Genomic DNA, 17,645 nt, shown 5'->3' with positions numbered 1-17,645 from the left:
GTCGAATAGTGATAAAAAAATATTTTATGTGCTATAAACAATATTATATTCACTTATTTTATTATATAATGTACACTATATAATAAATAGAACACACTATATATATGATACCTTATCAACGAGAGGAATGGGAGAATGAGCATAGAACTAAAGGTTGAACAACTAAGAGCAGGTGCCACCCACTATAATTTGTCAGTGTCAGAGCTAATGAGAGTAAGCATCGAGCGCAAAGAAGGATCATTCGCGTCCTCCGGAGCGCTTCAGGTGAACACTGGTAAATATACAGGGCGTTCTCCCAAGGACAAATACATTGTAAATGAAGCCTCTGTAACTGATCATATCGATTGGGGAGCTGTGAATCAGCCGATGTCGGAGCAGCAATTCGAGCGGCTGTATCAAAAAGCGCAAGACTACATGGCGACGAAAGAATTATTCATCTTTGATGGTTTTGCAGGAGCAGATTTGGCGTACAGGCTGCCGATTCGAGTAGTCAATGAGTATGCTTGGCACAACTTGTTCGCCCGTCAACTGTTTATTCGTCCTAGTCAGATGGAATTGCTGTCGCATAAGCCGGAGTTCACAGTTATTGCTCTGCCCGGTTTTAAAGCTGATCCTCTCATCGACGGCACCAGATCGGAAACGTTCATTTCCATTTCTTTTGAGAAAAAAATCGTACTGATTGGCGGTACAGAGTATGCTGGTGAAATGAAGAAATCCATTTTCAGCGTTCTGAATTATCTCTTGCCTGGCCAAGATGTTCTACCTATGCATTGCTCGGCAAATGTTAGTGAAGAAGGAAATGTAGCCTTGTTCTTCGGGTTATCTGGCACAGGGAAAACGACACTTTCGGCGGATCCGAATCGCCGTCTTATTGGCGATGATGAACATGGCTGGACGGAGACGGGCGTATTCAATTTCGAGGGAGGCTGCTACGCAAAATGTGCTGGCCTTACAGAGGAGAAGGAACCGCAGATTTGGCAGGCCATCCGATTCGGTACGGTATTGGAGAATGTGGTGCTTGATCCTACGAGTGGCGTTGCCGATTACGGCAATACACAGATTACGGAGAATACACGTGCAGCCTATCCTTTGGAGTATATCCCTGGCGTGAAGATTCCGGGAATCGCCGGTCATCCTGATGTCATCATGTTCTTGACGGCTGATGCCTCCGGCGTTCTGCCTCCAATATCCAAGCTGACGAAAGAACAAGCGATGTACCACTTCTTGTCTGGTTACACGTCAAAGCTTGCAGGTACGGAACGCGGAGTTACTGAACCGGAAGCAACATTTTCAACTTGTTTCGGGGCGCCGTTCCTGCCGCTTCGTCCTAACGTTTATGCGCAGATGCTGGGACGTAAGATCGAAGAACATAAGGCCAACGTTTACCTCATTAATACAGGCTGGGTTGGCGGTTCATATGGCGAAGGCAAACGCATGAATTTAGCATATACAAGAGCAATGGTTACAGCTGCTCTAAACGGCAGCTTGGAGAATACGACGTTCACGGAAGTTCCTTTCTTCGGACTATTATGTCCAGATGCGGTACCAGGGGTTCCGAGCGAGCTCTTGCTGCCAAGGAATACATGGCAAGATCAAAGTCAATATGACGTCAAGGCGAAGGAATTAGCGCAGCGTTTTATCCATAACTTCCAAAAATTCGCGGGTGTCGATGAACGCATCATCGCAGCTGGACCTAAGATTTAAAACAAACTTTAGATGAGTTAGAATAGCTTTGACAAGATGTATGAAAGGAGGGAAACATCATAGAGCTTACATCCCGGCAAATGGAAATGATCGATCTCGTCAAAAAGCATGCACCTATTACAGGGGAGCGAATTGCTGAATTGCTTGGAATAAGCCGTCCGACCATTCGTTCCGATCTTGCTGTTTTGGTTATGCTTCGCTATATCGATGCCAAACCAAAAGTTGGATATTTCCTAGGCACGGCTGCTCTTGAAGTAGATTCGCCATTCAAACATATAGAAGCTGTAAAAGTAAAGGATGTTATGGGAATCCCTATTGTACTAAGGGAAACCGTTACTGTAAGCGATGCTGTAGTCACTCTTTTTCTCGAAAATGTAGGAAGCTTGATTGTTGTGAATATGCAGGGGACTTTAGCCGGTATTGTTACACGGAAGGATCTGCTAAAAGTCACGCTGGGGCAGGCGACAGCAAATACGATGCCCGTTTCACTAGTCATGACCAGGCACCCGAATATCGTGACCGTACACCCGGAAGACAGTGTATTAGAAGCAGCGCGGAAAATGATTCATCATCAAGTAGATGGGCTGCCTGTGGTTAAGAGTGAGGCTGATCAAGAGCCAGATGAAGTGGTTGGCCGAATTACGAAAACAACAATGACCAAATTGCTGCTTGATGTAGCGCTGGGTACTTAATCAGGGGGAGTGTAAGTGGGAGAGAAGATCCATACGATTTTCGTTTGTTCGGATTCAGTGGGAGAAACAGCGAATACTGTCGTACAAGCAACGATCCGCCAATTTAATGCAAGCCAAGTACAAGTCAGGCGTTTCGGATCTATCCGAACGGAAGATGAAGTACGTGCTTTAGTAGAAGAGGCTGCGAAAGTGGATGGTTTCATTGCATATACGCTCGTACTGCCTGAGCTTAGAGAGATGATGCGGCAGGAAGCCATACGATTAAGTGTAAATGCCATTGATATCATGGGACCCATGATGCAAGCTTTCATAGATACCTTTAAGGGTTCCCCGAAGCGGAAAGTCGGTTTGCTTTATCAGCTTGACGAACAATACTACCAACGAGTAGAAGCGGTAGAGTTCACGGTAAACAGTGACGATGGCAAGGACCCAAGCGCTATGAAGCAAGCGCAGATTGTTTTAATTGGACCTTCCCGAACCTCCAAAACGCCACTCAGCATTTATTTGGCGCACAAAGGCTATAAGGTGGCGAATTACCCGCTTGTTCCTGAGGTAAAGCCGCCTGCAATTATATATGAGCTTGACCCGAGTAAATTGATTGGTTTGACGATGAGTCCCGAACAACTAGTACGTATTCGTACGGAACGTTTAAAGGCCGTCGGACTTCCTTTTGGCGCTAAATATGCGACAGGGGAGCGAGTCGAAGAAGAGTTGGCATTCGCTTTGAAGTTATATCGTGATCTAGGATGTAAGATCATCGATGTAAGTGAGAAGGCCATTGAAGAAACGGCTGGTCTGATCCTAGCAGACAGATAGCCGGGAAGCCAATATTTCCTATTAGAAAGGGTGAATGATGTATGCAAAGAGATTTGTCTCTGGAAATTGTACGAGTAACAGAATCTGCAGCTTTAGCGTCCGCACGTTGGACGGGAAAAGGGAATAAACACAGCGCTGACGAGGCAGCAACTTCTGCTATGCGTTCCATTTTTAGCTCCATACCTTTCCGAGGAACGGTTGTCATTGGTGAAGGTGAGATGGATGAAGCCCCAATGCTGTTCATCGGTGAGTCTGTAGGAAATGGGTTGGGTCCCGAATACGATGTGGCAGTTGATCCGCTCGAAGGTACAGATATTGTAGCAAGCGGCAGGAACAATGCCTTGTCCGTGGTAGCCATAGCTGAGAAAGGGAACCTGCTGCATGCACCGGATATGTATATGGAGAAGCTGGCAGTAGGACCGCGTTTGGTTGGCAAATTGAATTTGGATGACCCACTCGAATTAACGATTAGAAAGGCTGCTGCTCAGTTACAAAAAGAAATAACAGAGCTGACCGTTTCCATCTTGGATCGCAAAAGGCATGCTGATAAAATTCTTGTTTTACGGACGCTGGGTGTCAAAATTCATTTACTGAATGATGGTGATGTTGCGGGTGCAATGGCAGCAGCTTTTCCAGAAACGGGCATTGATCTGCACGTAGGTTCCGGAGGCGCACCGGAAGGGGTGCTCGCAGCGGCTGCACTTCGTTGTATGGGAGGCGAATTTCAAGGACGGCTTCTTCCGGAAAATGAAGATGAGATAGGGCGATGCAAAGAGATGGGGATTGTTGATCCATCCAAAGTGCTTGGCATGCGCGAGTTAGTAGGCGAGTCTGACATTTATTTCGCTGCGACCGGTGTAACCTCGGGAGACTTCCTGAGCGGGGTTAAATTTTTATTTGGCGGTCGCGCAGAAACACATTCGGTCGTAATGAGGGCGCAAACTCAGACGGTCCGTTTCATCCAATGCGTTCATCAGATGCATGAGTACCACCTCGGAAGCGCCTGAGATGACCTATTGAGAATATAATCAACGCATGCAAAGAAATCTCTCTTTCGTATAAGGAGAGATTTCTTTGTGTTTTAACAATAGATTCAACTTTTATATGATATTATAATCAGATGGCACGATTCTTGCTAGATATCGATTGGAAATCTATACTTAGTGAGCTATAATAGAATTATAATAACCGTAAGCGTTTTCATGAAGAGAAACGTATGCACACCCCGAAAAGTGTTACCAAGGCATAACTCAAGGAGGAACAAGGTATGAAAACAGGCTATAGTCTAACACAAGTGCAGAACCAAAAGTTAACGATGACTCCTGAACTGCAGCAGTCCATTCATATATTGCAATTATCAAGCTATGAGTTGTCGCAGTACCTCCAAGAGCAAGCCTTGGAAAATCCCTTACTGGACATTGAATCTTTCACAAGTTCGTATTTGAAAGCGGGTAAATCTTCACAAATGGCTGGTTCAATTACAGATCCGCTATGGAAGGCGAAGGCGAGAGAGGAAACATTGGAACAGTGGCTTCTCAGCCAGCTGCGGATAGCAGGGGTTTCCGATACCTTGTATCAGACGGCAGCTTATCTGGCAGGAAATTTAGATGATCGAGGTTATTTGCCTCTTTCGATTACGGAAATAAGCTCGTTTTTGAATAAGCCTAGTGAGGCTGTCGAAGAAGCGCTAGCTTGTCTACAATCGCTGGATCCTCCGGGGGTAGGAGCTAGAGACTTGCAGGAATGCTTATTGCTGCAGATTTCTAAGGATGACGACGCACCGGATGGCACTTATGAAGTGGTCAGCCAATGTATGCAGCAGCTTGCTCAGATGAAGCTGGATAAGATTGCGCTGCAGTTAGGTTTAACACTCTTACAAGTGAAGGAGATCGTCACCTATATTCGTAATTTGAATCCACGACCAGGTATGGCCTTCAGCCGGATCGAAGAATCTTATATCATTCCCGATGCTACCATTTATAAAGAACACGGGAACATCGTGATCCAGATGAATGCAGGCGCAGTACCAAAGACCTCGGTTAATACCGACTATTATAGCCAAATCCAGCATGCTGGTTGTAAAGAATCCGTTTCTTTTCTGAAAGAAAAATGGAAAACAGCCGATTGGATTGTGCGCAGCTTGGAGCAGCGAAAGATGACTCTGTACCGGGTTATTTGGGCTATTTTTGAAGAACAGCTGACGTTTTTAGAAATTGGCGAACGCGGCATGAAGCCTTTAACCTTAAAAATGATTTCCGAGAAACTTGACCTCCATGAATCTACGATAAGTAGGACGGTACAAAATAAGTACATCCGTACCCCGTACGGCGTGCTTGAGCTAAAATATTTCTTTTCCTCGGGACTGCAATCGGATGAAGGTGAACTAACGTCTATCAAAACAATCAAGATTAGAATCAAAGAACTCATTTCACAAGAACAAAAGAAACAGCCTTATTCTGATCAAAAGGTTGTAGAAATCTTAACGGAAGAGGGCATTCGCATTTCACGCAGAACGGTAACCAAATATCGTGAGGAGCTGCATATTCTATCTTCTGCACTGCGTAAAAGTATTTTGTAAGCATGAACCCGCCAGAGGCAATTTGTCTCGGCGGTTTTTTTGTCTTTTAGCTATGCAAAAGATAGTTATTATTACCGCTCCCCAAACAGCAAATACCGAATAGGAAAGCGGCGTTTTCTTCACGGACCGGCATGACTATGAATAAATATAGTTATCGTAGATGATTGAATGGAGTCAACCACTACCAACAACAAAAGTGGCATCATTATTGCTAAGAAGTATATACATATGCTAATTTCAGCGTTGTTAATAAGGAGGATGCTTAACATGAGCACTAATCATCGACAATTTGTATCTATCGCAAGTGCAGTACCAGGAGTTAAATCACTGGAACTGCTTGAGCAAAGAAAAAGATATGTACCTAAGGGAGTTAGTAATAATACGCCTATCTTTGTTGAAAAGGCAGAAGGGGCTTTATTGTACGACGTAGATGGTAATGTATTTTTGGATTTTGTTGGTGCGATCGGTTCATTAAATGCAGGGCATTGCCCGCCGGAAGTTGTCCAAGCAATTCAAAAACAAGCAGAATTATATCTGCATACCTGTTTCCATATTGCGATGTACGAACCTTACGTGCAGCTTGCCAAGAAATTAGATGAGATCACGCCAGGCAATTTTGAGAAAAAGACGATTTTTCTGAACAGCGGTGCGGAAGCCGTTGAAAATGCGGTGAAAATCGCTCGGAAATATACGGGGAAAACAGGCATCGTTTCGTTCACACGCGGCTTTCATGGACGCACATTACTTGGCTTGTCACTGACTAGTAAAGTAAAGCCATATAAATTTAACATGGGACCTTTTGCACCGGCTACCTATAAAGCTCCGTTCCCGTATCCTTTCAATCGTCCTGCATCGATGACGGAAGAAGAATATGCAGATTTTTGCCTGAAGCAGTTTGAAGACTTCCTATATACAGAAGTTGCCCCAGAAGAGATTGCCGCGGTTATTATGGAGCCTGTACAGGGTGAAGGCGGATTTATTGTGCCTCCCAAATCTTTTGTGCAAGGTGTTTACAATATCTGTAAGCAGCATGATATTCTTTTTATCGCTGATGAGATTCAGACGGGTTTTGGACGGACAGGTACGATGTTTGCCACTAGTCAATTCGATATTGAGCCGGATTTAATGACGTTATCTAAATCGATTGCGGCGGGACTTCCCATTAGTGCAGTGGTCGGCAGAGCGGGCATTATGGATGCGCCTGGGCCCGGGGAAATCGGAGGCACCTACGGTGGGAGCCCGTTAGGCTGCGTGGCTGCTTTGGCTGTTATTGAAATGATGGAGCGAGACGACCTTCCAGGGAAATCCAAAATCATTGGCGATAAAATCCGCAGTTTTTTTATTGACTTGCAAAATGATGTTCCACACATTGCCGATGTGAGAGGACTTGGAGCGATGTGCGGGATTGAGTTTGTCGACCCGGTAACGGGTAAACCCTCGAAAGAACTGGTGGCTAACTGCGTAAAAGCTTGCTATGAAGAGGGCGTCATCGTGCTGAGTGCAGGTGTTCAAGGTAACGTTCTGCGTTTCCTCACGCCGCTGGTCATTACAGATGAGCAGCTTCAAGAGGGATTGGACATTATCGGCGAGGTTCTGAGGAAGTTAGTTCCGGCCAAATCAACGATGGGGGTATGATGTTCGTATGAAAAAACATTTATTTATTAATGGAAAATGGAAAGAAGCAGCCGTCTATACCGATTTGTTCTCGCCCTATTCCGGGGAACTTATTGCTCAGGTAGCCCAAGCAGATGATGAGGATGCTGAAGACGCGATTCAGGCAGCCGAGGCTGCAAGCACGATTATGAAAAAAATGCCTGCGCACGAACGCGCAGCCATTTTGGAGAAAACTGCACATCTGATGGAAGAGCGCAAAGAGGAGTTAGCCCGTCTGCTGGCGATGGAAGCGGCCAAACCGATAAGAACAGGCAGAACAGAAATTTCTCGGACGATTCATACTTACAAATTTGCTGCTGAAGAAGCTAAACGCATTCACGGCGAGACAGTCCCCCTAGATGCCGCCCCTGGTGGCGAGGGGCGACTAGCATTCACTGTGCGTAAACCGCTTGGTGTTGTGGGGGCCATTACACCATTTAATTTCCCATTCAACCTTGTTGCCCATAAAGTAGGGCCTGCGATTGCAGCCGGCAATACGGTTGTATTGAAACCAGCAGGTCAAACTCCGTTGAGTTCGCTTGCATTAGCAGAGATTATGCTCGAAGCGGGCTTACCTGCGGGTGCTCTTAACGTAATCCCAGGTAAAGGATCAGTCGTTGGCGAGAAGCTGGTTCGCGATCGGAGAATTGCGGCTATCACCTTTACAGGCAGTCCTGAAGTGGGCATTGCAATGAGGAATAAAGCAGGGCTTAAGCGTGTCACCCTTGAGTTAGGATCCAATTCAGCCGTAATCATCGACAGTAATGTGGACATTACGCAGCAGCTAGTGGATCGTTGTGTGCTGGGAGCTTTCTCCTTCAGCGGTCAAGTGTGCATTTCCATTCAACGTATTTATGTTCATGAAAGCAAATACGAAGCGTTTGCAACTATGATCAAAACTGCGGTAGAGAAATTGGTCATTGGTGATCCACTTGAGGAATCTACCGACATGTCATCTTTGATTTCCTGTAAAGAGGTTGAGCGCATTGCAAGCTGGGTATCCGCTGCAATCGCAGGTGGAGCGAATGCTCTGTCCGGAGGCAAAGCTTTATCACCGAGCCTATTTCCGCCAACGATTTTGACGAATGTGGCTGAAACGGCAACGGTCTCGTGTCAAGAAGTCTTCGGACCCATTGTGACATTGACTCCTTTTACCACGTTGGATGAAGCTGTCTCCGCCGTCAACAACTCTCGGTTCGGGTTGCAAGCAGGCATCTATACGAACGATATCAACGCGGCATTACGAGCTGCAGAAGATTTAGAGGTAGGCGGAGTGATGATCAACGACATTCCGACCTTCCGTGTCGACAACATGCCTTATGGAGGGCTCAAAGATAGCGGAGTCGGACGTGAAGGTGTGAAGTATGCGGTGGAAGAAATGACTGAACTGAAACTAATCAGTTTGAAGTTGTAATCATACCGAAACTGGCGTGAGTTCGAAACGTTGTGACTGAGTGCACATGGGGCAAGTTCTCTACCGCATATACTTTAGTTGAGAATGATGCGAAAAGAGGGATAACGATGAGTGTGACCCCAATTGATTTTCAATCCGTCGTCCGAAGCTGTATACCTCAGGAAGCCGAGGTTGTCGTTTTGCAGAGAGATGGGAGCCCGGCGGCTATTATTTATGCGGATGTAGATGGCGATGGTCACCCTGAAATTACAGCCTTGTATAGATATTTAGACAATCAATATCTGTTTTCGCTCAAAAACTATTCCGGTAACTGGTTTCCAATTGCCTCTGCTCCTACGGGCAGAACCCAAACAGTTACGGATTTCGCTGCTGCCCCAGTGTCACGAAGAGAAGGCTGGGACCTTGTTATTGGCTGGCAAAATGAGCGTGAATCCGCCTCCGAGCTAGATATCGTGCAGTGGACTCCAACCGGTTTCCAGCGCCTGATTCCTCCGGGAACTTTCTACAACCATCTGGAAATTGAAGATATGCCTGGCCGAGCCGGAAGAGACGGCCTTTGCGAAATAGCGCTTTGGGTGCGTGAACAGGATCAAGCCTTCAATGTGGAAACCTATCGTTGGGATCCTTACAGACTTATCCCCATACAAGATGTGTATTCGTATTATTTCCAGAAGGTTACTCGTTATTATGAGGATTTAACCCGTGATCATCCGGATGAGCAAGTATATAGAAGTTATCTGGAGGATGCACAAAGGAAAGCAGGCGGAAGTGAGTCATCGTAGAAACATGATAAACCAGGTGGTTAACACCCATCTGGTTTTTTATGTCGTAATTTCTTAATCTGATTGTCCTAAAGTTAGACTAAAAATATCGCTATTCCTATGCTACATTTATGACAGATGTCTTAATATCATATAGCGATGAGGTAATCTCGATGAACAAAACGTTGAGGATTGGCATTATTGGAGGCGGCGGAATTGCTGGCGCTCATGTCAGAGCATATCGTGAGCTTTCTGACGTAGAGATTGTAGCGGTGGCGGATGCGGTACCAGGCAAAGCGGCGCAATTCATTGATTTTTGGCAAATTCCTTCGGCACAAGCCTTTGATGATTATCGGCAGCTGTTGGAATTAGACCTTGATGGGGTAAGCATTTGTACTCCAAATGTGGCTCATCACCGGACGACTGTTGATGCTTTACTGGCAGGGAAAAACGTTATGCTGGAAAAGCCGATGTCCGTCACGCTGGAAGAAGCCGTGGAGATGGCGCAAACGGCGAAGAAAACGGGCTTCATGCTCAATGTTGGCTTCCAGCCGAGATATGATCCTAACATGAAGATTATTCAGGACGTGGTTCAATCCGGTCAACTTGGTAAGGTCTATTATGTAGAAACAGGCGGAGGACGCCGCAGAGGCATGCCTGGCGGCACATTTATTAGCAAGGAAATCGCCGGAGCAGGAGCAATGGCTGATATCGGTTGTTATTCACTCGATATGGCTCTGAATGCGATGGGCTATCCGAAACCGCTTACCGTATCCGCTTACAGCAGTAATTATTTTGGAACGAATCCGTTATATCATAACGAAGCTAGTCGATTCGATGTAGAGGATTTCGGTGTCGCGATGATCCGTTTTGAAGACGATCTCGTACTGAATTTCAAAATTTCATGGGCGATGCATATGGATACACTAGGACCGACCTTATTCCTTGGTACCGATGGCGGACTCAAAGTAACGCCAGCCGGTAAAGGGCCATGGAGCGGAGTGTTCGACGGAAATGTAGGTTCCATTTCCTATTTCCATGACGTTCGCGGACATCACACGGAAAGCCAAATTCCGTTGATTGATCATAAACTAAATTTGTTTAACGAGAAAGTCCGCGATTTCGTTGAGGCTGTTCGGGATGGCAAACCAGCCCCGATTCCTGGCGAACAGATCGTTCGCAATCAAGCTATCATTGATGGCATCATTCGGTCATCTCTCATTAAACGCGAAGTCACGATTGAACTTCCTAATTAATTCAAAACTACACACTACTCTGGAGGTATTCTCATGTCACGTATTTTCCGTATTGGTATTATCGGTTGTGGAGGCATTGCAAACGGCAAGCATTTGCCAAGTTTGAAAAAACTTTCGAATGTTGAACTGGTCGCATTCTGTGACATCGTGCAAGAGAAGGCTGAAACTGCCGCTGAGAAATATGGCTCCAAAGCAGCTAAAGTATATGAAGATTACAAAGAGCTTTTAGAGGATGCTACGATTGATATCGTTCATGTGTTAACACCGAATGATTCACACGCCGAAATTGCCATTGCTGCGTTGGAAGCTGGCAAGCATGTGATGTGTGAGAAGCCAATGGCCAAGACAGCAGCGGATGCTAAGCGCATGGTTGAAACAGCGAAACGCACTGGCAAAAAGCTGACGATCGGATACAACAACCGTTTCCGTGCTGACAGCCAGCATTTGAAGCGCGTATGTGAGGAAGGGGAGCTTGGCGAGATTTATTTCGCGAAAGCACATGCTATTCGTCGTCGCGCTGTTCCGACATGGGGCGTATTCCTGGATGAAGAGAAGCAAGGCGGAGGACCGCTTATTGATATCGGTACACATGCTTTGGATCTAACGCTTTGGATGATGAATAACTACAAGCCGAAAGTGGTGCTGGGAACGTCTTACCACGAATTGTCCCAAAAAGAAAATGCCGCCAATGCTTGGGGGCCTTGGGATCCGAGTAAATTTACGGTGGAGGATTCCGCTTTTGGGATGATTGTGATGGAAAACGGAGCAACGATTATGCTGGAATCCAGCTGGGCACTGAATACGCTTGAAGTCGATGAGGCCAAATGCTCATTAAGCGGTACCGAAGGCGGAGCCGACATGAAAGGCGGGCTTCGCATCAACGGTGAGAAACATAGCCGTTTATTTACAACAGAGGTGGATCTGAAAGCAGGCGGTGTTGCTTTCTATGACGGTGCTAAGGAAAGCGATGCGGATCTCGAAATGCGTACATGGATTAAAGCCATTGAAACGGATACAGATCCTGTAGTGACGCCTGAGCAAGCTTATGTCGTTTCACAAATTCTTGAGGCGATTTATGAGTCTGCACGTACAGGGAAAGCCGTTTATTTGAATGCTTAATGCGTCAAACCTAAAAGAGTTATCAGGAGGAGCCTAGGCTCCTCTTTTTTTAGCAGTTTTTGAATAAGCGCGTTTTCCGCGCTTATTCAGAACGAATGCGCAGGATGGTCTGCTGAGAAGCCGTTTTTCGGCTTATAAACTGCACTTTCGCAGTTATTGTGGGCCGTTGAACACCCCACATCACCCTCTCCGTGAACTAAAGTATGAGTTTACACCAAGGAGCTGGCCTGAGTTTTTTTAAAATCCATAGAAATTTGAAAAAATGAGTGGAATAGGAGTATGCTAGAATTATTGAAATACCCAACTAAGATTGATGGAAAGGAAGCGTGAAGCGATGCATTTGGGATTGCAGGGGAAGGTCGCCTTGATTACTGGGGGAAGTAAAGGAATTGGATTGGCAACAGCTATTTCCTTATCGCGAGAGGGAGCCAAAGTTGCGATACTCGCGCGGAATGAGGAACAGCTTCAAGAAGCCGCTATCCAAATAGGTAATTTGACAGAGGGTGAGGTGCTTACGATACAAGCGGATGTGACCTCGGAAGCTGATTGTCAGCGCGCTGTGGAACAAACCGTTCAGCGATTTGGGGGTTTACATATTTTGGTAAATAATGCAGGCACGTCTGCAGCTGGGCCATTTGAACAGGTAGGCACGGAATTATGGCGGCAAGATCTTGAGTTGAAATTATTTGGAGCCATTCATTGCTCCCGGTATGCCATCCCTTACATGCGTCAAGCAGGAGGCGGCTCTATCGTGAATATAACGACTTCCGCAGCCAAAACACCGCCTGCTTCTTCGCTGCCGACTTCGGTCAGTCGTGCTGCGGGTCTTGCATTAACGAATGCGATGAGTAAAGATCTGGCATCAGCCCAGATTCGTGTGAACACCGTTTGCATTGGGAAAATTCGCAGCAGCCAGATTGAGAGAGGTTGGAAGAAAGAGGCGCCAGAGCAGACTTGGGAGGAGTATGCATCGGATCCCAAGCATGACATTCCGCTCGGTAGGATTGGGAACGCGGAGGAAGCAGCTAATGTCATCACCTTCTTATCCTCGGATGCAGCTTCCTACGTTACTGGCACTTCCGTCAATATAGATGGCGGTAAGGGTGCGGCACTTTAGGTTGAACAGTGAAGGGTTCTAACCCTTAAACATGAATATTTTACTAACAGTAAAAAGGCTGCATCTCTTGAAGGAATGAATTCTTCAGAGGAGCAGCCTTTTTCCAATCAACCTCGACGAACGCTGGCGTCCTGCTGGACGTCGTAGGTTTTTATCCGGATGTATTTATTTCGTAGGGACACGAGTCATGTTACGCTCTTCGCTTCTTTCGTAAATACCAGACCAACATAGAGATAGTGTCCCGGATTGAAGCGGTTTGATGAAAAGCGAGTGTCGTTGTCATAAGCAAGAAACCTCCCTAACGCTGAAAAATGTCATGCATAAAAAGTATTACGTAAGAAAAGTGTAAATGGTTTTATTTTTTTTTATGTAAATGCACACAGAAAGAGACCCACAGCGTGTGCTGTGGATCTGAATTTTATTTTTACAGAATACGCTCTATTACCAAGCAAAAGTCATTGTAATAATAACCAATAAAATAAAGAGAACCAATACTGCTGCTGAACTAGTACCGTAGCCTGCTGTTGTTGCTGCTGCTGGATATCCCATATTTAGCCACTCCTTTCATCGTTTTTTGAGGACTCCTCATTAGCCATTAAATCAATAAGGACAAGTGGAGAGATTGGGGTGAAAAATGGGTTGAATGACATCCATGTACTTCCTACGAATGTTGCATTCTATTTAAGGTGTTTTACGAATTACCATACAAATGCGCTTGTAATTATCACCAGTAGAATGAAGAGAACCAAGACTACACCTGTACTTGTACCCAAACCACCGCCATAACAACCTCCTGCAGCATAACCCATTCCATATCGCTCCCTTCTGCATTAAGATAGACTATTGTATTTCAATGGCATATAAAATGTATGGACGAATGCCAGTTAAGGGAGCCCGTTTTGAAATTGGAATCAATTGTTATCAAAAATGGTTCGTGGGCTGAACAAACAGCAGTCAAGTGATCCTCCAAATCCAGTGGGTTCCATCGAAATTGAGAAGCTGTTAAATTATATATTTTACTCTTGACAGGTTAAACGTTTCAAATTAAGCTAATAGAGGATGTTAAACGTTTAACAAAACGGAGTTGAAACAAGTATGAGCAAGCCCAAACAAGTCACAATTGTAGAAGTGGCGGCAGCAGCAGGAGTATCCATTGCCACAGTCTCCAATGTGCTGAATCGAGGTGGTATTCGTTCGTCCAAAGAGACGATTCGCAAGGTCGAATTGGCTGCTGAGCAATTAGGTTATCGACGGAATACGATGGCAGCGGGGTTAAGCCGCAGTAAAACGTATGAGATCGGTCTTATCTTACCAGGGTTAACGAATTACTATGGACAGCTCGCTGAACGTTTGCAAATTGAAGCACATAATGCGGGGTATCACTTATCAGTGTTTTCTTCTGGGGGATTCGATCCGGATATTGAGCGGAGAAATCTCGAAGTTTTGCTGCAGCGTAGAGTAGACGGATTGATTTGTCATGGTTTAGCCATGGGTTTCGAATCTACACGGTCGATCGTAAACAGCGGAACGCCATTAGTTCTTATCAATGGTTGGAACTGGCCGGAGGATATTGCGTTAGGCGCAGTGAATTTAGGTTTTGCCGAGGCTTGCAAACAATCCACGAAATTGTTGGTGGAACGTGGCTGTGGAGCGCTTTGCTATGTAGGCAGTAAAGGTTCTAAAGTCATCGACGAACAGCGTCGCAAGGGTTTCAATACCGGGGTTCAGCAATATGCAAGCGATGTCATTCATGAAATCGTGGACACGAAGGATTTGGATATAGAAGCTTTTCTTAAAAGTTTATTGCAGCGGCATGCGATGCCCGTAGGTATTGTTGCTTTTGATGACCATGTTGCCTTACGAATCTTATCGGCAGCCAATAAGCTGCGGATTGATATCCCAAACCAGCTTCAGATTATTGGGATTAATAACGATTTTATAGCTAAAAACAGTTATCCGGGTATATCAAGTTGGGATATTCCTTATGACTATCAAGCCCAAACGGCCATTAACAAGCTGCTACATAAGTTTGGCAATAAGGCTGAGTCTGTTGAGGAACGAGAGATCGAGGTCCCGCTTACTTTTATAGAACGAGAATCAACCAAATCATTGAAAACGGAGTGAATCGAACATGTGGAAACAAGCCATTGAAGATGCTTTGCAAAAAACGAAAGTGAATATCGAACGTTTTGGGGATTTATTTCCTCACGTAAGTGAAAATGATGTGTATCATTTGAATCCGAATACGGATTGGACGGACGGCTTTTGGTCAGGTATTTTGTGGTTAGGTTACGAATATAGCGGTGACAAAGCGTTCCAACAAGCCGCTCAGAAAACAGTTGCGAGCTTTAAGCAAAGACTCGAAAACAATGTAGCACTAGACCACCACGATATTGGGTTCTTATATTCTTTATCTTCTAAAGCGCAATGGATTATTGAGAAAGATGACTCTGCGAGACAACTTACGCTGCAAGCTGCCGATGTGCTGATGAAGCGCTGGAGACCGAAGGGTCAATATATTCAAGCTTGGGGACCAGAAGGGGATAAAGAAAATGGGGGCCGTATCATCATTGATTGCTTAATGAATTTGCCTTTGCTGTACTGGGCTTACGAGCAAACAGGCGATGCCAAATACAAGGATGTTGCCATGATTCATGCGGATTTGAGCCGCCGCTATTTGGTTCGTGGCGATGATTCTTCCTATCATACGTTCTACTTTGATCAAGAGAATGGTGAACCACTTCATGGCGGGACTGCGCAAGGTTATAGCGATGGATCGACGTGGACTCGCGGCCAATCTTGGGGAATTTACGGGTTCGCGCTTTCTTACCGCTACACCAAGAACCCGCTTTATCTAGAAACTGCCAAACGCTTAGCCCGTTATTTCTTTGACCGCTTGCCTGAGGATGATGTTGTTTACTGGGATTTCAATGCGCCTGTGAACGCAGAAACGAAGCGGGACAGCTCAGCTTCAGCCATTGCTTCAGCGGGGGCTTTGGAAATATTAGAGCATTTATCGGCAGATGATGCAGATCGCGGTTATTTGGAAAATGCGATTCAGCGTTCCATGGCTGGCTTAGTGAAATCATACGCAAGCAAGCCAGATGCACAAGGCTTCATTGAGCGCGGTTCTTATAGCGTTCGCGGCGGAGCGGCGCCTGATGATTTCGTGATTTGGGGCGATTACTACTATTTAGAGGCCCTGGTTAGATTGGAAAAAGGAATCAAAGGCTACTGGTATGAATAATCGCGCTGCAGCCGGCAATGACCGAGCCTATTGGTTGGCTACGATGCTTCGCATAGCTGATCCTGTGATCAAGGCATTGGCATCTAGAAAGCTGCGCGCAACAATGCCGGTAGAAAATAAAAAAGAGGAGCAGCTCCAGTATTCGCATCTAGAAGCATTTGCGCGGACACTGGTAGGCATGGCACCGTGGTTAGAAAATCCAGCTCTGGACGTTGAGGAAGAGAAACTTCGTCTTCACTACGGCGAGTTGGTCCGAGCCGGTCTGGACGCGGCGACGGATCCGGAGTCGCCTGATTTTTTGAACTTTTCCAAAGGCATGCAGCCGATTGTAGATACGGCATTCTTGGCTAATGCGATCCTAAGAGCCCCTAACACGCTTTGGCATCGTTTGGACAGCCGTGTTCAGGGCAATCTGGTGAAAGCCATGAAGGCAACAAGAACGCGCAAACCGGGTTTCAACAACTGGCTCTTATTTGCAGCTATGACCGAAACGGCATTAGGTGTAATGGGCGAGGATTGGGATACGATGCGTGTGGACTTTGCTCTTAAGCAGCACGAGCAGTGGTACCTTGGTGATGGGATGTACGGTGATGGTCCTCATTATCATGCCGATTATTACAACAGCTTCGTGATTCAACCCATGTTGGTTGATATCATTGAGCAGGTTCAGGGGCATTACGAAGATTGGGCGGAAATGCGCGAGAATATTCTGATTAGAGCCCAGCGTTATGCAGCTGTGCAGGAGCGATCGATCTCACCGGAGGGGACATTTCCTGTTACTGGCCGGTCGCTTGCCTATCGTTTCGGCGCTTTTCAATCACTCGCGCATTCTGCATTACGCCGAGAGTTGCCGGCTGGTGTTGCGCCAGCACAAGTAAGGTGCGCATTAAGTGCGGTCATCCACCGGCTAATTGAAGCCCCAGATACATTCGATGAGGCCGGCTGGCTAAAGATTGGACTTTGCGGACACCAGCCCGAACTTGGCGAAACGTATATCTCCACAGGCAGCCTATACTTATGTTCCGCTGTTTTCCTTCCTTTAGGATTGCGAGCAGATGATGAATTTTGGCAGGGGGCAGATACCCCTTGGACGTCTCAAAAGGTATGGTCTGGGCAAACCGTTACCATTGATAAAGCGTTATAATTGATTGGCTTAATAAAAAGCGTTCTGTTTCCTAATGAAACAGGCGCTTTTTTCGTGTAAACTTAGAGGGACAATTAGCTTGAACTTATGTCAATTAGCTGTTGATTCGTATTTATCCACAGATAGCCAGAATGGACGGTTGTG

At 45.9% G+C, this 17,645-nt stretch carries 16 protein-coding genes; 14 read left to right on the top strand and 2 right to left on the bottom strand.

The window, feature by feature from the left end; genetic code table 11:
• Nucleotides 1-135 precede the first annotated feature (135 nt).
• The 11 genes from pckA to NYR53_RS21975 all read left to right on the top strand — a co-directional run bounded on the left by pckA (nt 136) and on the right by NYR53_RS21975 (nt 13,110).
• A complete protein-coding gene (gene pckA, locus NYR53_RS22025) occupies nt 136-1,704 on the top strand; it encodes a phosphoenolpyruvate carboxykinase (ATP) (RefSeq protein WP_261301301.1) in 1,569 nt (522 codons plus the stop codon).
• Nucleotides 1,705-1,784: 80 nt separating this feature from the next.
• Complete coding sequence (locus NYR53_RS22020) at nt 1,785-2,396, top strand: helix-turn-helix transcriptional regulator (RefSeq protein ID WP_261301300.1); 612 nt, start codon at nt 1,785-1,787, stop codon at nt 2,394-2,396.
• A 15-nt stretch (nt 2,397-2,411) separates the two neighbouring features.
• Nucleotides 2,412-3,212: a pyruvate, water dikinase regulatory protein gene (locus NYR53_RS22015; protein ID WP_261301299.1), complete on the top strand. Its 801-nt coding sequence runs from the start codon at nt 2,412-2,414 to the stop codon at nt 3,210-3,212.
• Nucleotides 3,213-3,253: 41 nt separating this feature from the next.
• On the top strand, nt 3,254-4,219 hold the full coding sequence (glpX, locus tag NYR53_RS22010; RefSeq protein WP_261301298.1) for a class II fructose-bisphosphatase: 966 nt from the start codon (nt 3,254-3,256) through the stop codon (nt 4,217-4,219).
• Between the two features lie 260 nt (nt 4,220-4,479).
• The gene (rpoN, locus tag NYR53_RS22005; RefSeq protein ID WP_261301297.1) at nt 4,480-5,790 is read left to right on the top strand and encodes an RNA polymerase factor sigma-54; all 1,311 of its coding nucleotides are present in this window, start codon (nt 4,480-4,482) and stop codon (nt 5,788-5,790) included.
• 267 nt (nt 5,791-6,057) lie between these two features.
• Nucleotides 6,058-7,425: a 4-aminobutyrate--2-oxoglutarate transaminase gene (gene gabT / locus NYR53_RS22000; protein ID WP_261301296.1), complete on the top strand. Its 1,368-nt coding sequence runs from the start codon at nt 6,058-6,060 to the stop codon at nt 7,423-7,425.
• A 7-nt stretch (nt 7,426-7,432) separates the two neighbouring features.
• A complete protein-coding gene (locus NYR53_RS21995; protein ID WP_261301295.1) occupies nt 7,433-8,857 on the top strand; it encodes an aldehyde dehydrogenase family protein in 1,425 nt (474 codons plus the stop codon).
• A gap of 107 nt (nt 8,858-8,964) precedes the next feature.
• Nucleotides 8,965-9,639: a PliI family lysozyme inhibitor of I-type lysozyme gene (locus NYR53_RS21990; protein WP_261301294.1), complete on the top strand. Its 675-nt coding sequence runs from the start codon at nt 8,965-8,967 to the stop codon at nt 9,637-9,639.
• A gap of 152 nt (nt 9,640-9,791) precedes the next feature.
• Nucleotides 9,792-10,874: a Gfo/Idh/MocA family protein gene (locus NYR53_RS21985; RefSeq protein WP_261301293.1), complete on the top strand. Its 1,083-nt coding sequence runs from the start codon at nt 9,792-9,794 to the stop codon at nt 10,872-10,874.
• Between the two features lie 33 nt (nt 10,875-10,907).
• Entirely contained in the window at nt 10,908-11,993 is a 1,086-nt protein-coding gene (locus NYR53_RS21980; protein ID WP_261301292.1) for a Gfo/Idh/MocA family protein, read from the top strand.
• A 334-nt stretch (nt 11,994-12,327) separates the two neighbouring features.
• Nucleotides 12,328-13,110, top strand: a complete 783-nt coding sequence (locus NYR53_RS21975; RefSeq protein WP_261306480.1) for an SDR family NAD(P)-dependent oxidoreductase — start codon at nt 12,328-12,330, stop codon at nt 13,108-13,110.
• 441 nt (nt 13,111-13,551) lie between these two features.
• Here the strand turns inward: NYR53_RS21975 and NYR53_RS21970 are convergent, their stop codons facing one another.
• Nucleotides 13,552-13,659, bottom strand: coding sequence for a YjcZ family sporulation protein (locus NYR53_RS21970; RefSeq protein WP_171689839.1), 108 nt, complete (start codon nt 13,657-13,659; stop codon nt 13,552-13,554).
• 149 nt (nt 13,660-13,808) lie between these two features.
• Nucleotides 13,809-13,919 (bottom strand): sporulation protein YjcZ, encoded by a 111-nt coding sequence (locus NYR53_RS21965; protein ID WP_157036562.1) that lies wholly within the window; start codon nt 13,917-13,919, stop codon nt 13,809-13,811.
• Nucleotides 13,920-14,205: 286 nt separating this feature from the next.
• Here NYR53_RS21965 and NYR53_RS21960 point away from each other — a divergent pair, with 286 nt between their 5' ends.
• From NYR53_RS21960 to NYR53_RS21950, 3 genes are read left to right on the top strand one after another with little or no spacing between them, the layout of a single operon-like run.
• Nucleotides 14,206-15,234 carry a LacI family DNA-binding transcriptional regulator gene (locus NYR53_RS21960; RefSeq protein WP_261301291.1) on the top strand — a complete coding sequence of 343 codons (1,029 nt, stop codon included), beginning with the start codon at nt 14,206-14,208 and terminating at the stop codon, nt 15,232-15,234.
• A 7-nt stretch (nt 15,235-15,241) separates the two neighbouring features.
• Nucleotides 15,242-16,357 carry a glycoside hydrolase family 88 protein gene (locus tag NYR53_RS21955; protein WP_261301290.1) on the top strand — a complete coding sequence of 372 codons (1,116 nt, stop codon included), beginning with the start codon at nt 15,242-15,244 and terminating at the stop codon, nt 16,355-16,357.
• Complete coding sequence (locus tag NYR53_RS21950; RefSeq protein ID WP_261301289.1) at nt 16,350-17,501, top strand: DUF2264 domain-containing protein; 1,152 nt, start codon at nt 16,350-16,352, stop codon at nt 17,499-17,501. The genes NYR53_RS21955 and NYR53_RS21950 overlap by 8 nt, the downstream gene beginning before the upstream one ends.
• Nucleotides 17,502-17,645: the final 144 nt, after the last annotated feature.

The sequence above is a fragment of the Paenibacillus andongensis genome (genome assembly GCF_025369935.1).
GTDB lineage: Bacteria > Bacillota > Bacilli > Paenibacillales > NBRC-103111 > Paenibacillus_E > Paenibacillus_E andongensis.
This window is presented reverse-complemented; position numbering and strand designations above follow the sequence as displayed.

What these genes read in the sequence shown, in the direction of transcription:
- NYR53_RS21970 (WP_171689839.1), bottom strand. Translation starts at nt 13,659, where the DNA reads ATGGGATATCCAGCAGCAGCAACAACAGCAGGCTACGGTACTAGTTCA.
- pckA (WP_261301301.1), top strand. Translation starts at nt 136, where the DNA reads ATGAGCATAGAACTAAAGGTTGAACAACTAAGAGCAGGTGCCACCCAC.
- rpoN (WP_261301297.1), top strand. Translation starts at nt 4,480, where the DNA reads ATGAAAACAGGCTATAGTCTAACACAAGTGCAGAACCAAAAGTTAACG.
- NYR53_RS21975 (WP_261306480.1), top strand. Translation starts at nt 12,328, where the DNA reads ATGCATTTGGGATTGCAGGGGAAGGTCGCCTTGATTACTGGGGGAAGT.
- NYR53_RS21990 (WP_261301294.1), top strand. Translation starts at nt 8,965, where the DNA reads ATGAGTGTGACCCCAATTGATTTTCAATCCGTCGTCCGAAGCTGTATA.
- NYR53_RS21955 (WP_261301290.1), top strand. Translation starts at nt 15,242, where the DNA reads ATGTGGAAACAAGCCATTGAAGATGCTTTGCAAAAAACGAAAGTGAAT.
- NYR53_RS21960 (WP_261301291.1), top strand. Translation starts at nt 14,206, where the DNA reads ATGAGCAAGCCCAAACAAGTCACAATTGTAGAAGTGGCGGCAGCAGCA.
- NYR53_RS21965 (WP_157036562.1), bottom strand. Translation starts at nt 13,919, where the DNA reads ATGGGTTATGCTGCAGGAGGTTGTTATGGCGGTGGTTTGGGTACAAGT.
- NYR53_RS21995 (WP_261301295.1), top strand. Translation starts at nt 7,433, where the DNA reads ATGAAAAAACATTTATTTATTAATGGAAAATGGAAAGAAGCAGCCGTC.
- NYR53_RS22020 (WP_261301300.1), top strand. Translation starts at nt 1,785, where the DNA reads ATGGAAATGATCGATCTCGTCAAAAAGCATGCACCTATTACAGGGGAG.
- NYR53_RS21980 (WP_261301292.1), top strand. Translation starts at nt 10,908, where the DNA reads ATGTCACGTATTTTCCGTATTGGTATTATCGGTTGTGGAGGCATTGCA.
- NYR53_RS21985 (WP_261301293.1), top strand. Translation starts at nt 9,792, where the DNA reads ATGAACAAAACGTTGAGGATTGGCATTATTGGAGGCGGCGGAATTGCT.
- glpX (WP_261301298.1), top strand. Translation starts at nt 3,254, where the DNA reads ATGCAAAGAGATTTGTCTCTGGAAATTGTACGAGTAACAGAATCTGCA.
- gabT (WP_261301296.1), top strand. Translation starts at nt 6,058, where the DNA reads ATGAGCACTAATCATCGACAATTTGTATCTATCGCAAGTGCAGTACCA.
- NYR53_RS21950 (WP_261301289.1), top strand. Translation starts at nt 16,350, where the DNA reads ATGAATAATCGCGCTGCAGCCGGCAATGACCGAGCCTATTGGTTGGCT.